Here is a 14120-nt window from a genome sequence, read left to right as displayed (position 1 = left end):
GGGTCATGCGGCCAGGGCTCCGTTTTTCTTCCGGGCAGACACCTCGCCATAACGACCGAAGCGAACTCGGTCGGTAGTGGCGCTTATCTGTTGGAAAAACTGCTCGATTGCCACGCGTTGATCGGTGGCATTTTCCAGTGTGTTAAACCCGCGCCGGAAGTCTTCCCCATTGGGCAGGTTCTGTGTGTACCAGCCCAGGTGCTTGCGTGCGATACGTACCCCCATGAACTCACCATAAAAATCATGCAGTTCGTACAGGTGCTGTTGCACGCAATCATGGACTTCCGTTACTAACGGCGCTGCGGGCAGCGAGCCGTGCTCGAGGTAATACAGGGTGTCCCGGAAGATCCACGGGTTACCCTGAGCAGCGCGGCCGATCATGATACCATCGGCGCCGGTGGATTCCAGTACCCGTTTGGCTTTTTCCGGACTATCCACGTCTCCATTGGCCATGATCGGAATGTTCACCGCATCCACCACCTGTTTGATAGTGGCGTATTCGGCGTCACCGTTGAACTTGTCGGCGCGGGTGCGCCCGTGAATGGCAAGGGCTTGAATGCCCGCAGTTTCGGCGATGCGGGCAATGTCGATGGCATTGCGCTGATCGCGATCAGGGCCGGTACGGATTTTCAGGGTAACGGGGACATTTACAGCCTGAGTCACTGCATCGAGGATGCGCGCGACTAGGTCCGGGTCGGCTAGCAGGGCAGACCCCGCGGCGCGTTTGCACACTTTTTTCGCCGGGCAGCCCATATTGATGTCAATAATCTGGGCGCCATGCTCCACGTTGGCGCGGGCCGCCTCTGCCAGCATTGCCGGCTCTCCGCCGGCGATCTGTACCGAGATGGGGCCTGGTTCGCCGCTATGGTCTAACCGTTGGCGAGACTTTCGAGAGTTCCACAGACGGGTGTCCGAGGTCACCATTTCCGACACCAGCAGGCCGGCCCCCAGGTCTCTGCACAAGCGCCGGAATGGGCGGTCCGTGACGCCGGCCATGGGGGCTAGAATCAAGGAGTTCGGCAGGTTATAGGGTCCGATCTGCATGGCGCCGGGCTTGGGGTGTCTAAGAGGGGGAACAATGATAGAGATCGGAGGCTAGGGATGAAAGGCCCGTCTGCCATCAGGCGACGGGCTGTCGATTTTGCGCTGGCGATGGTGCCGGCTAGCGCTGGGAGAGCTGTTCTCCGCCTTGGGGGGGCGGCAGCAGGCGAAGGTTGTAGCTCACGGCCTGCTCGCCCGGATCCACAATTTCCAAAGAAATATGCAATGGCGTGCGTGTGGGCATGATGCCCATGCCGTGTAGCTCTCCTTGCAGGTATTCCTTGGGGAAAAAGCGGCGGCTGGCTACAGGGCGGCCATTCAAGGTGCTAAAGCTCAGTTCCAGTTCCGGGAAAGGTTGTGGGTACTTGGCTTCATTAAACAGGATGGCGTCAACAATCAGCGCATTGGCATAGTTCGGGTGGCTGCGAACCACTAGGTTGGTGCCGCGCACCTTGGTGATGTCGGAGCGACTCGGTAGTTGGCAGCCAAGTATCCCGCAGGCCTGTTGGTACAAGGGGCGCCATTGTGGGCTGCGAGCCAGATCGTCGAAGTTGAAGAAGGTGTACTGGCCAATCAATGTCACTAAGGCGATCCCCGAGAGGGACGTCCATTTAATCAGCTCGCCCCAGTCCCGCTGCTGGCGGAAATGAGTGTGGCGTTCGTGAACCGGTTTGTCCGAGGAGCTTGGTTTTTCATAATGGTCATCAGCAAACAGATCCAGCCCGACAAATAGGCTGTTATCGTCGTCTTCTGATAGAGACGGTGACTGTTCGCTGGTTTTTGTGCTGGGAGCGTTAGGTGTCTGCTGCTTTGGTGACGGTGAGTGGCTGGCGGCTGTCCCGGGTGATGGAGGGGCTCCATACGTGGTATTGGCAGCAGCTGGCTCGTCTTCTTCCAATTCTTGCAGTAGGGCTTCGGCCCAGGATTCATCCGCATTTTCATGGTGGTTGGCGCGGCCTGCGCCTTGCATGTCGGTGAAATCTTCGCCTAGTCCGAGGTCGGTGTCCTCTACATCTACATTCATGAATGAGTCACTGAGCTCCATCCCGTGAATGCTCAGGCTCTCGGCATCGTCATCGTCATCGGCTAATGTCTGAGTATTTTTGGGCAGGTTGTTGTCAACGTCGGACCCGTCCAGCGCGCCAGCCCAGCGATTTTTTTGGGGCTGCTGCTGGGCGTCGGCAGGATCGATCAGGTAATCGCTGGCCTGAAAAATCTGCAAGCATGAGCCGCACCGAACCGCACCGCGCGCCTGTTTCAAATGTTCATCGGTGATCTTGAACTGGGCTGCACAATGGGGGCAGCGGGTTTTGTATTGGCTGGCCATGGCTTTCGCCTGAATTGTTATTGGAAGAAGAGAGGTGGCACGTTGCACGCTTTGGGGTTCGGGCAACGAAGCAATCCGAGCATCGCATGCAGATGATTTAGGTATGTTTTACAGAAAAAGCAGGACAAGCCGCAAGGACTTGTCACTCAGTTTCTTTTGAAAGTCTGGTTTTAGCGGGCCCGCCGTACCCCGTCGATGCGCACCCAGTCACCTTGTTGGGTGGTGGGGTTGAGTTCAAACCAAGGCTCGTAGGCAGTGCGTACGCTATCTGCTTGTTCAGCAAGAATGCCAGACAGGGCCAGTTTGCCGCCGGCCCGGCAGTAACGGGCTAGTAACTCGGAGAGCTCAACCAGCGGCCCGGCGAGTATGTTGGCCACCAGAATGTCACACTGATAATCTTGGGGCATTTGTTCGGGCAGGAACAGGGTTAGAGATTCGGCTACGCCATTGTTGTGGGCATTGTCATGACTGGCGATCAACGCTTGAGGGTCAATATCGGTGCCGGTGGTATCGCCGGCGCCCAGCAGCAGAGCGGCGATGGCCAGTACTCCAGAGCCACAACCGAAGTCGAGTACGGTTTTGTTGTGCAGGTCGGTGCTATCCAGCCATTGTAGGCACAGGGCAGTGGTTTCATGGGTGCCGGTGCCGAAGGCTAGGCCTGGGTCTAGCTTCAAGTTGACCGCCGCTGGGTCCGGGGCTTCGCTCCAGCTAGGAATGATCCACAGCCGTTCACCGAATTGCATGGGTGAAAAATCATCCATCCAGGCCCGCTCCCAGGCCTGATCTTCCAAGGTTTCGTGGTGGCTGGCTTGTGCTTCTAGTCCTTGGGCTGTGAGGGCGTTAAGAATCTGCTCCGGGGTATGGTTCTGCTCGAACAGGGCGCTGACCACCGTATTCTGCCATAGCGGGCGAGTGCCCGGCGGCGGTTCGAACACAGGTTGGTCGGCACCGTCGGTGAGGGTCACGGCCACGGCACCGAGGTTTTCCAGTGCAGCCTGAAAGGCATCGGCGTGCTGTTCGGTGGTGGCAAGGTGGAGTTGAAGCCAGGCCATGTTGTCGCTTCGCTCTAGTTGAGAGTTAACCGTTAAAAGTGCGAGGGGGTAATTTTGTAGTGTCTGTAACGCAAGAGGCCGCGCCCAAACGCTGGGCGCGGCCATCAGGGGGATGGTAACCGTTAACGATAATAGCGATCAATTCACTATCAACGGCTTTTAGTGTGTCCCGAGTTTCTTTTCTAGGTGGTGAATGTCCACGCCGCCTTTAATGAAAGCCTCGTCCTTGAAGATTTTGTCGCGGTGCAGGGCAATATTGGTTTTGATGCCTTCCACGACAATTTCGTCCAGCGCATTTTTCATACGGGAGAAGGCGGTCTCGCGATTTTCCCCCCAAGTGATCAGCTTGCCGATCAGGGAGTCGTAGTATGGCGGAACAGTGTAACCACTGTAGATGTGGGAATCGACTCGTACGCCATTGCCACCGGGGGCGTGGAAGTAGGTGACTTTGCCCGGGCAGGGGGTAAACCGTACCGGGTCTTCTGCGTTGACGCGAACCTCAATGGCATGGCCCTGGAATTGTACATCGGACTGCTGGATTTGCAGGCCTTCACCGCCGGCGATACGCAATTGTTCCTTGACAATATCCACCCCGGTAACCATTTCGGTGACGGGGTGTTCTACCTGTACACGGGTATTCATTTCGATGAAGTAGAAGCCTTCATTCTCGTAGAGAAATTCGAAGGTGCCCGCACCCCGGTAATTGATTTCTTTACAGGCGTTAACGCAGCGCTCGGCGACTTCTTCTTTTAGATGCTGAGGGATTCCGGGTGCCGGAGCTTCTTCCACCACCTTCTGGTGACGGCGCTGCAAGGAGCAATCACGGTCGCCTAAGTGAATTGCATGGCCGGCACCATCGGCCAGCACTTGCACTTCCACGTGGCGTGGTTGCTGCAGGAATTTCTCCATGTAGACGGTGGCGTCGCCAAAGGCATTTTTCGCTTCGGAGCGGGTCAGGGTGATGGCGTTTAGCAGCTGTTTTGCTTCATCAACCACACGCATGCCGCGCCCGCCGCCGCCTGCTGCGGCCTTGATGATCACCGGGTAGCCGATTTGTTCGGCCATGGCCAGTGAGGCTTCATCATCGTCGCCGATGGGGCCGTTGGAGCCCGGTACGGTGGGCACACCCGCTTTTTTCATGGCTTCAATGGCGGCTACCTTATTGCCCATCAGGCGAATAGTGTCTGCCTTGGGGCCGATAAAGGTGAAGCCGGAGCGTTCTACGCTTTCAGCAAAGTCTGCATTTTCCGCCAGAAAGCCATAGCCTGGGTGAATGGCGTCGGCATCGGTCACTTCGGCGGCGCTGATCAGCGCGGGAATGTTCAAGTATGAATCGGCGGATGAAGCGGGACCAATGCACACGGCTTCGTCAGCAAGACGAACATGCATTAGATCCCGGTCCGGTTTCGAGTAAACCGCTACGGTACGAATGCCTAGCTCTTTGCAGGCGCGCAGAATCCGTAGAGCAATCTCGCCGCGGTTGGCAATGACGACCTTTTCCAGCATGGGAAGCCTCCGTTAAACGATGGAGAACAGAGGCTGGTCGAATTCAACCGGCTCGCCGTCTTCAACCAAAATGGCATCCAGAGTGCCGGACTTGTCCGCCTCAATCTGGTTCATCATCTTCATGGCTTCCACGATACACAGCACATCGCCAGCTTGAACCTTTTGGCCTACTTGGGCGAAGGCCGAGGCGCCTGGCGACGGTGAACGATAGAAGGTGCCGACCATGGGCGAGCGAACCAGGTGGCCGCTTGGAGTATTATCCTGCGCGGCGGGCGCTTCGGCTGCGGGAACAGGTGCCGGAGCGGGAGCGGGAGCCTGCGGGGCCGCATAGTAATGTGCGGGTGCTGCCGGTTGACGAGAGCCGCGACTGATGCGCACGGACTCTTCCCCTTCACAAATCTCCAGCTCTTCAATGCCGGACTCTTCCAGCAGCTCAATCAGTTTCTTGATTTTGCGAATATCCATGTTCAGTCATCCAGTTGTTCGAGAGCAGCGGTTAACGCCAGCGCATAGCCAATGGCGCCGAGGCCGCAAATAACGCCCTTGGCAATATCAGAAAAAAAGGAATGGTGGCGGAAGGTTTCCCGGGCATGCACGTTGGATAGGTGCACTTCAATAAAGGGAATGTTCACCGCTAGCAGGGCGTCACGTAGCGCCACGCTGGTATGGGTGAAAGCCGCCGGGTTGATAATAATGAAGTCGACCCCCTCGGTATGGGCATCGTGAATGCATTCGACCAGTTCATATTCTGCGTTGCTTTGCAGGTGCTGCAGGTGATGGCCGGCTTTGCTGGCCTGTTCCTGCAGTTGCTGGTTGATGTCCGCCAGGGTGGTATGGCCGTACTTGTCCGGCTCGCGTGTGCCGAGCAGGTTCAGGTTTGGGCCATGTAACACCAAAATGGAAGCCAAAATGGGTCCCCTCGCGAATTTGTCGTTATTTGCAGTGATCATGCTGGAAAAACCCAGGTTAACTTGGGTTTTCTCATACAAATGCAATATTAGGGGGAATCTATGACAGAAAAAAGGGGTTTACAACATTCGTTACAAGTTGCGGGAAGATATCGGGATATCGGCACTCTTTCAGGTTATTTGCTTAGGTGGGAGGCGCAACCGCTCGCGGTAGGAGCGTGACCCGCGGGGCGTTTGCAGCGAAGGGCGCGCGCGCGCCCCTTTCTATATTGGCGCGGCATTAAAGCCTAGGCAGGACCCGCTTGTTAAGGTGTTCAATAAACCGTTGTGGCCCCATTTCGCCGAGGACTCTTGAATCGGGAATTTCAGTGCTTATGGGGGTGAAAAACACCAGTGCCGGCAACCCAAGAATGTTGTACTGCTCCATGATGGCCTGGCTGTCGGCGTTGATTTCGGTGATATCCACCCGGTAGAGGTCAAAGCCGAGCATGGCATTAAGCACATCCGGGTGACTCAATGTGGTCTCTTCCAGGACCTTGCAAGCCACGCACCACTCAGCGAAGAAATCTACCAGCACGGGCTTGTTGGCTTGACGAGACGTGGCCAGTGCCTGCTCCAGGGAGGCCTTGCCAACGATGGTCTGCCAGGGACCATGATCGCCAGGCTGGGAGGAGGGGGTGCTAACGTGGAGGGGGCCGTTGTTCGTGGCTGGCTGATTCATCTGCGCTAACGGTTGCAGAGGGTCCTTGCCGCCACTCAAGGCGCCGACAATCATCACCGCCCCGTACAGAGCCAGTACCAGAGCCAAGCCCCGCTTGAGCCGGGCAGCGCCTTCACCGGCAGGCTCCAATGCCCCCAGCTGGATGCCATACACGGTTAACAACAAGCCATAGAGGCCAAGGGTAATAGTGTCACTGATGATGCGGTCCAGCAGCCAGATGGCGACGCCTAGCATCACTACGCCGAAGAACCGTTTGATCTCTTCCATCCACATGCCAGCACGGGGAAGCAAGCTGCCGCCACCGGTGCCAAAGATAATCAATGGTAGGCCCATGCCAATCGATAGGGCGAACAGGGAAGCCGCGCCGGTGGCCGCGTCGCCACTAGCGGCAACATAGATCAACGCGCCGGCTAGGATGGGGGTAACACAAGGGGAGACGACCAAGGCCGAAATGGTGCCCATGATGGCGGCGCCGATCAGGCTGCCGCGGGCTTCTTGGCCAGGTTGATGGAGCTTGTTACGCAAGGCCGCAGGTAGCTGCAGTTCATACAGACCAAACATGGACAGGGCCAGTACGACAAATACCGCTACTGAAGTAATGATGGCCGCGGGTTGTTGCAGCATGAATTGCAGGTTCAGGCCGGCGCCAAAAAGTGCCACCAATAAGCCTGCCAAAGTGTACGGCACGGCCATACCCAACACATAGCTGACACTGAGAGTAAAGCCCCGTGTGGCGCTGGGCTCTTTCTCGCCGGCAATGATACCGGAGAGAATGGGGACCATGGGAAACACGCAGGGGGTAAAGGCCAGCAGCAGCCCGCCCACAAAGAAGAGGCCGATGATTAAACCAAGGGGTTGTTCGTTCATCCACTGGTTGAAGGCGTTGGCGTCCTCAGACCGTAGTGTATCGAGAAAACCCGGGCCGGCGGTGGAGTCAGTGGCCGCGGGTGGCACCGCGGCCATGGGCTTTTTTGCCGGTTGCGGATTGTCGAATGCAAACACTTTGCGGGTGGGCGGGTAGCAGAGAGTATCTTCAATGCAGCCTTGATAGCGTACTTCCAGTTCGGTATCCACTAGCGGCACGCTATTCAAAGGAAGCGAGAACTTCAAACGGTCGAAATAGACTTCTACATCACCGAATATCTCGTCGGTTTTGGGCTTCCCGGGGGGCAGTATCAGTTCGGCAAAGTCGTTAATCACATTGCCGTTGGTGTCACGTAGGGTGAACCCGAAACGGTGTTGATAGAGATAAACATCATCGATCAGCTCGAAATCCAGTCGCAGTTGCTGGTTGTCCCAGTCGGCATCAGGTACTAGCTGAATGGCTTCATCCACGGTGGGCAGGCGTTCTTGGTCGCCGAATAGATCCTGCGCAATGGCTGTGGACACTGTAAATAGCATTAATAGAGCAAGCCCCAGTCGTTGCCAGCTTGTATGCATTCCTTTCTCCTCAAACCCCGAACCCAAAAATGGTGGCATCGCTTGGATGCCAGGATAGCCGATAAGTTTCAGGGCAGATTATTAACAGTGCCTTAAGGTTACTTTAAGGCGCCGGTAGGAGGCTGTGGTCTCAATATCAAGGAGAAGCCTATGCGCTTTCTACGGGTGCTTGCCCTGCTGGTCATCCCCTGGCTGGCTCATGCGGAACCGTTGCCATTTTCCCCCGAGCAGGTCGGGGAAGCAAAAGTCATTTACGTAGACTTTTGGGCCAGCTGGTGCGTGCCTTGCCGGCGCTCGTTTCCTTGGCTGAATCGGATGCAGGCGAAATATGGAGATCGTGGGTTCACCATCATCGGTGTGAATTTGGACCTGCGCAAAGAGGATGCAGAGAAGTTTCTGGCCAATTACCCGGCCACTTTCCCGTTGGTGTTTGACCCACAAGGGGAGCTGGCAAGCCGCTATCAGCTTCAAGGGATGCCCAGTGCCGTGCTGATGGATGAGCGCGGGAACGCGCTAGCCCGTCATATCGGTTTTATGGAAACAAATAAGGACGCCTACGAGCAAGAAATCGTCCAGCTGCTGGAGGAGCAATGATGAAATTTGCGTTGGGAATACCCGTGTTTCTGATCACTGTGGGCTGTGTGTCCGGGTGCCAGAACCTGGGGGTGCAACCCTGGGAGCGTGATTTGTTGGCCAAACCAGTAATGACGATGGGTGCTGCGGATGGTCTCGATGATGCGCTGGATGATCACATCTATTTTAGCAAGGAAGCCTCCAGCGGTGGGCGTGGATTTGGTGGCGGTGGCTGTGGCTGTAATTGAGGAAGGCGTAATGAAAAAAAAACTGGATGGGAAGACGATTGGGAGTGGCCTGGCCGCTGCGACCTGTGCTCTGCTGGGCCAGCCGGTACAGGCACAGCCCGCAGATGATGCCTGGCAATTTGATTCCGCCGTGTTGTATTACGCGGAGCAAGATCGTGTCACGGCGGTGGAGCCAGTGGTTCGCGGCAAGAAACAGTTTGGTGATGACAGCGAGCTTGAACTGAAACTGACGCTGGATTCGTTAACTGGTGCATCCCATAACGGGGCGATCAAATCGGATAAGCCGCAGACGTTTACTTCCCCGTCTGGTTCACAGGAATATCAGGCCACCAATGAGGTGCCGTTGGATGACTCCTTCAAGGACACGCGTGTTGCCGCAAACATGCAGTATACCCGCCCATTTAGCCGGACTATGCGATGGACGGCGGGGATGAATTTCTCCAATGAATATGATTTTACTTCTTTGGGCTTAAATGCTGGACTCTTATGGGATTTGAACAATAAAAACACCACGCTCACATTCGGCCTAGCCCATGAGGCGGACACCATAGACCCGGTGGGCGGTGTACCGATTGGTTTGACGTTCCAGAGTAATCAACAAAAAAATGACGGCACTGAAGATCGAACTATAAATGATCTGTTGTTTGGATTACCCAGGTGATCAACCGTAACTGGCTGATGCAACTCAATTACAGCGTGTCGATATCGGACGGTTACCAGACAGACCCTTACAAGATTGTCACGGTAGTAGATGCTAATGGGGATCCGCTGGAAGCGGAAAGCTTTGGTGCAGCAGATATTGGCGTGGGTGATGCCCATATTTTCGAGTTGCGCCCCGATTCGCGCACCAAGAATGCGCTTTACTGGGAGAACCGTTATCACTTCAACCGCGATGTGTTGGCGGTGGGGTATCGTTTTATGTCTGACGACTGGGGCATTACATCACATACTCTGGATGTGAAATATCGCTTTCAGTTTGACAATGGCTGGTTTCTGCAACCCCATGTGCGTTGGTATGAGCAGGGCGAAGCTGATTTTTACCGTGAATCGGTTAGCGCTGCAGATCTGAATACGTTGGATGAAGTATCGGCGGATTACCGGCTGGGGAATCTCACTGATACCACCTATGGCGTCAAGCTTGGCAAGCAATGGAAAAACAACCAGCAATGGAGTTTCCGGGTAGAAAGTTTCCAGCAGAGCGGCGACAGTGATGCTTCGGAACTCGATGCACTGATCACGCAGGTCGGGTATACATTCTACTGGTAGTCGTTGCGGTGGAGTCTCTATGACACAGGGGAAAGCATTTACCCTGGAACAGGACGGCGCCCTTTGGCGCGGCCGTTTTTCTGCCATGGCAAGTCCTTGTGAATGTTTGGTGCGCGGAGTCAGTAAAAGCCAGGCACTGGCACTGTTTGAGTGTGTGACCGAGGAGGCCTGGCGAATCGAAAGAAAATACTCCCGTTTTCGGCAAGACAATTTGATCGCGGCCATCAATGCTGGAGATGGGCGCTGGGTGGATATTGATGATGAGAGCGCCCGGTTACTTGATTTCGCCGGTCAATGTTGGCAGCTCAGTGACGGTGCTTTTGACATCACTTCGGGCGTATTACGACGTGCCTGGCACTTTGATGGTTCTAATCGGTTACCGAAACCTGAGCAGGTTGACGCCTTATTATCATTGGTGGGTTGGAACAAGGTCGAACGGCAGCCAGGAAAAATTCGCTTACAGGCGGGGATGGAACTGGATTTAGGTGGCATTGGTAAAGAATATGCAGTGGACAGTGCCTTTCAATTGGCCGGCCAATTTACCGATGCGGATGTACTGGTGAATTTTGGGGGTGACCTAGTCGCGCGTGCTGCGCAGGCACCCTGGCAGGTGGGTATGGAGGGTACAGCCAAGCCTGTTGCCGGGCAGTTGCAGTTCACCACCGGTGCGCTGGCGACTAGCGGTGATAGCCGCCGTTTTTTACTTCGTGATGGTGTCCGTTATAGCCATGTGCTGGATCCGCGCAGTGGCTGGCCGGTATCCGGTGCGCCTCGTGCTGTTACCGTATATGGGCGCCAATGTACTCAGGCTGGTCTGTTGTCTACGCTTGCTCTGCTTCAGGGAAAAGACGCTGAAACCCTGTTGCGAGGGGCAGGTGTACAATATTGGATTCAATGGGGGAATGATGCGCCTATTGCTGGTTGAGAATGATGTGCTGCTAGCAGATGGCCTGCAACGTGCGCTCCGGGCTGAAGGCTATACGGTGGATCATATCGATCGGGGTGATCTGTTGATGCCGGCTCTGGAGGGCGGAGGTTTTCAACTGGTGTTGCTGGATCTGGGACTGCCCGGGCTGGATGGTATTGATGCCTTGAAAATCTTGCGGCAAAAGGACAAACAGATCCCGGTAATCATTATTAGTGCCAGAGATGCACTGGAAGACCGCATCGGGGGCTTGGATTGTGGCGCCGATGATTATCTGGTGAAACCGTTCTCCGCTGTGGAGATGATTGCGCGGATTCGTGCCCGATTACGGCGTCGTGAACCGCCTGGCTCAGAGACGCTTCATCTCGGTGAGCTGGAGATTGATCCTGTGCGTTTTATCGTCACTCGTCGCGGCGAGCTGGTAAATCTGTCGCGGCGGGAGATGAGCCTGTTGATGCAGCTGTTGCGCCATCGGGGTCGAGTTCTCACCAGAGATCAACTGGAGGGTGGGTTGTATGGCTGGAATGAGGATGTAGAAAGCAACGCACTGGAAGTCCACATACATCATTTGCGTAAAAAGTTGGGAAGCGACTTGATTCGGACTGTGCGTGGTGTCGGCTACAGCCTGCAGGGAACTATGGAATGATTTTTTCCATTCGTCGCTTTCTGGTTGTATCACTGTTGCTGGTGATCGCCGGTGGCGGGGTCTTATTGGTCTTTTTGACTTATCGCACTCTCTATCATGAGCTGGATGAACAATACGACGCAGAGCTGGTGCAAAGTGCACGTCTGCTGGCCGGTTTTTGGCGGGATGGTTATCCCCCCAATGCGTCCCTGTCAGCGCTGGACTCCGAAGAGTCTCGCTACCTACGCTATTTCATCTACCAGTTATGGCAGGACGGCAAGCTGGTTACTGCTAGTGAAGGGTCACCAATCTCACCTTTGATCGCCCTCAATCCACGTCCTCATTATGCAGAAATCAACGGCTGGCATGCTTATTCGTTGCCAATGACCAATGATCGCTGGTTGATCCTGGCGGAAAGTGATTACGCCCGTCAATCCATGGTCAGAAATGTGGCAGGAGCATTGGTGGCTCCCTACCTGATCAGTGTGCCTTTTGTTGTGTTGCTAGTATGGCTGGCCATTCGTTTTGGACTCTCGCCACTCTCCGATCTTATTCAATCCGTGAGCCAACGTTCTCCGGATAATCTGACTCCGCTCTCCATCGGTAAGCAGGTGTGTGAACTGGAACCTGTGAAGGCCGCCATCAATGAGCTCTTGCTGCGACTGGAGGCGGGTATGGAGCGTGAAAAGCGTTTTACGGCAGATGCTGCGCATGAATTGCGAACATTATTGATGGTGTTGCGGCTGCATGCAGATAACGCTCGCTCACTGCCGGATCCGCAGCAGCGCGAAGAGTCCCTACAAGGGCTGCAGGAGGCAGTGGGTCGTGCCGAACGGATGCTCGAACAATTGCTGGTGCTGGCGCGTTTGGACCCTGCCATGGGGCCGCCGAAAAAGAATGCTCGTGCTGATATTCTGCCGGTGGCACGGGATACCCTGGCGTCACTGGTGCCGCTAGGCGATCGTTTTGAGCAGCATCTGGAATTGCGCCTTGATCATTCTCTATGGGTTGCTGTCCCCGAGGAAGCTCTGCATCTGGTGTTACGGAACTTGGTCGATAATGCTTGCCGCTATACCCCCCCGGGGGTTATCGGAGTGAACGCTGAGAAAAGAGAAGGTCAAATCCGTATCGAGGTCTACGATAGCGGTGAAGGGCTGAGGCTAGAGCAGTGGCAGCGCTACAGTGAACGCTTCAGCCGCGGGCATTGCGATTCAGATGGCGCGGGATTGGGTCTATCTATTGTCAATGGCATCCTCAGCCTTTATGGCGGTAGCTTGGCTTATCGCAAACGGTGTGCGAGCTCTCCTGCAGCTGCTATTGTTGTTCTCCCTGCCGCTAATGAAGAGCCTACGCTGTCGTAGTGGTGTGCCGATGTTGGGAGTGATAATGAGTAACGATAAATTTAATGAAAAACTGGGGGATGCCATGCTGGACCCCCGTAATAACCGAATATGGAAAGGGGTGCTTTGGTTGCTCGGCTTGTTGCTACTGGTGGATATTTTGCTTGGTTGGTACTGGAGCCAAGAGCCGGAGCTGAAGAAGGTAACGCCGAAAGCGGATGTGGTTCGGGGCGAAACTACCACTCGAGAGCTGATTTTCGTGGCCGATACACTCTTGACTAAGCCTGGCGGCTACCTGACCAATGACATCCTTCCGCACCGCCTGTGGCTGGATAATATGCCAGCCTGGGAATATGGCGTGCTGGTACAGGTGCGTGATTTTAGCCGCGTATTACGCCGGGATATGAGCCGTTCCCAGTCCCAGAGTCAGGAAGACAAGGACCTGGCTATTGCTGAGCCTCAATTCAATTTTGATGCGCAAAGCTGGGCCATGCCGGCCACTGAAAGTGAGTATCGCCGGGGCATCAAGGCGCTAGAGCGTTACTTGGATCGCCTCACAGATGCCAATGAAAATGACGGTAAATTCTATGCCCGGGCGGATAACCTGAATTATTGGCTGAACGAGGTGCAAAATCGGCTAGGGTCCTTGAGCTTGACGCTAAGCCAGAGTGTTGGTCGCAGCCAGCTCAATGTTGACAAGGACGGCACCATCGTAGCGGCCAAGCCTGAGAAAGACGAAGATTTTATTAAAACCCCTTGGCTAGACATTGATGATGCCTTTTACGAAGCGCGGGGTGCGACCTGGGCACTAACCCAGTTAATGCGTGGTGCGGAAGTGGATTTCGCGGATGTGCTTCGTAAGAAAAATGCGACCATCAGTTTCCGGCAAATGGTTCGTGAGCTTGAGGCTACCCAAGAAACTATATGGAGCCCTTTGATTCTTAATGGCGATGGTTTTGGCATGTTAGCTAACCATTCTCTAGTGATGGCGAACTATGTATCACGGGCCAATGCTGCCTTGATCGACCTGCGTAAGTTGTTGCAGGAAGGCTAAGAAGAATCGAGATTTAATAATGGGATAATTGAAGTGACGTGAAGATTGTTGTTGCCATTACGCAACGTAGAGGCCGCGCCCAAAGAGCTGGGCG

The 14120-nt window shown here is 55.1% G+C and carries 15 protein-coding genes; 8 read left to right on the top strand and 7 right to left on the bottom strand.

Annotation, left to right across the window (positions count from 1 at the left end; translation table 11 throughout):
* Positions 1 to 3: 3 nt before the first annotated feature.
* From dusB to dsbD, 7 genes are all read right to left on the bottom strand, one after another.
* The gene (gene dusB / locus ABO_RS10355) at positions 4 to 1044 is read right to left on the bottom strand and encodes a tRNA dihydrouridine synthase DusB (protein ID WP_011589292.1); all 1041 of its coding nucleotides are present in this window, start codon (positions 1042 to 1044) and stop codon (positions 4 to 6) included.
* 118 nt (positions 1045 to 1162) lie between these two features.
* On the bottom strand, positions 1163 to 2368 hold the full coding sequence (locus tag ABO_RS10350) for a zinc-ribbon and DUF3426 domain-containing protein (protein ID WP_011589291.1): 1206 nt from the start codon (positions 2366 to 2368) through the stop codon (positions 1163 to 1165).
* Positions 2369 to 2538: 170 nt separating this feature from the next.
* Entirely contained in the window at positions 2539 to 3420 is an 882-nt protein-coding gene (gene prmA / locus ABO_RS10345; protein ID WP_035459129.1) for a 50S ribosomal protein L11 methyltransferase, read from the bottom strand.
* 159 nt (positions 3421 to 3579) lie between these two features.
* A complete protein-coding gene (accC, locus tag ABO_RS10340; RefSeq protein WP_011589289.1) occupies positions 3580 to 4926 on the bottom strand; it encodes an acetyl-CoA carboxylase biotin carboxylase subunit in 1347 nt (448 codons plus the stop codon).
* Between the two features lie 12 nt (positions 4927 to 4938).
* On the bottom strand, positions 4939 to 5391 hold the full coding sequence (gene accB, locus ABO_RS10335) for an acetyl-CoA carboxylase biotin carboxyl carrier protein (RefSeq protein ID WP_011589288.1): 453 nt from the start codon (positions 5389 to 5391) through the stop codon (positions 4939 to 4941).
* Between the two features lie 2 nt (positions 5392 to 5393).
* Positions 5394 to 5834, bottom strand: coding sequence for a type II 3-dehydroquinate dehydratase (gene aroQ / locus ABO_RS10330; RefSeq protein WP_041705513.1), 441 nt, complete (start codon positions 5832 to 5834; stop codon positions 5394 to 5396).
* A gap of 280 nt (positions 5835 to 6114) precedes the next feature.
* Complete coding sequence (gene dsbD, locus ABO_RS10325; protein WP_011589286.1) at positions 6115 to 7995, bottom strand: protein-disulfide reductase DsbD; 1881 nt, start codon at positions 7993 to 7995, stop codon at positions 6115 to 6117.
* Between the two features lie 150 nt (positions 7996 to 8145).
* Between dsbD and ABO_RS10320 the strand changes: the two genes are divergently transcribed.
* The 8 genes from ABO_RS10320 to ABO_RS10290 are packed head-to-tail and all read left to right on the top strand — an operon-like array spanning position 8146 to position 14026.
* Entirely contained in the window at positions 8146 to 8589 is a 444-nt protein-coding gene (locus ABO_RS10320; RefSeq protein WP_011589285.1) for a TlpA family protein disulfide reductase, read from the top strand.
* Positions 8586 to 8816, top strand: coding sequence for a DUF4266 domain-containing protein (locus ABO_RS10315; protein ID WP_011589284.1), 231 nt, complete (start codon positions 8586 to 8588; stop codon positions 8814 to 8816). The genes ABO_RS10320 and ABO_RS10315 overlap by 4 nt, the downstream gene beginning before the upstream one ends.
* A 10-nt stretch (positions 8817 to 8826) precedes the next feature.
* Complete coding sequence (locus ABO_RS14655; RefSeq protein ID WP_158299164.1) at positions 8827 to 9477, top strand: DUF3570 domain-containing protein; 651 nt, start codon at positions 8827 to 8829, stop codon at positions 9475 to 9477.
* Positions 9474 to 10082 carry a DUF3570 domain-containing protein gene (locus ABO_RS14650; protein ID WP_050731515.1) on the top strand — a complete coding sequence of 203 codons (609 nt, stop codon included), beginning with the start codon at positions 9474 to 9476 and terminating at the stop codon, positions 10080 to 10082. Before ABO_RS14655 ends, ABO_RS14650 begins: the two co-directional genes overlap by 4 nt.
* Positions 10083 to 10101: 19 nt before the next feature.
* Entirely contained in the window at positions 10102 to 11007 is a 906-nt protein-coding gene (locus tag ABO_RS10305) for an FAD:protein FMN transferase (RefSeq protein WP_011589281.1), read from the top strand.
* On the top strand, positions 10988 to 11653 hold the full coding sequence (locus tag ABO_RS10300) for a response regulator transcription factor (RefSeq protein ID WP_011589280.1): 666 nt from the start codon (positions 10988 to 10990) through the stop codon (positions 11651 to 11653). Before ABO_RS10305 ends, ABO_RS10300 begins: the two co-directional genes overlap by 20 nt.
* On the top strand, positions 11650 to 12993 hold the full coding sequence (locus tag ABO_RS10295; RefSeq protein ID WP_011589279.1) for an ATP-binding protein: 1344 nt from the start codon (positions 11650 to 11652) through the stop codon (positions 12991 to 12993). Before ABO_RS10300 ends, ABO_RS10295 begins: the two co-directional genes overlap by 4 nt.
* 25 nt (positions 12994 to 13018) lie before the next feature.
* Positions 13019 to 14026 (top strand): DUF2333 family protein, encoded by a 1008-nt coding sequence (locus ABO_RS10290; RefSeq protein ID WP_041705025.1) that lies wholly within the window; start codon positions 13019 to 13021, stop codon positions 14024 to 14026.
* Positions 14027 to 14120 lie beyond the last annotated feature (94 nt).

The sequence above is a fragment of the Alcanivorax borkumensis SK2 genome, from assembly GCF_000009365.1.
GTDB classification, from domain to species: Bacteria; Pseudomonadota; Gammaproteobacteria; order Pseudomonadales; family Alcanivoracaceae; genus Alcanivorax; species Alcanivorax borkumensis.
The sequence above is the reverse complement of the archived record's forward strand: the minus strand, read 5'-3'. Positions and strand labels throughout refer to the sequence as shown.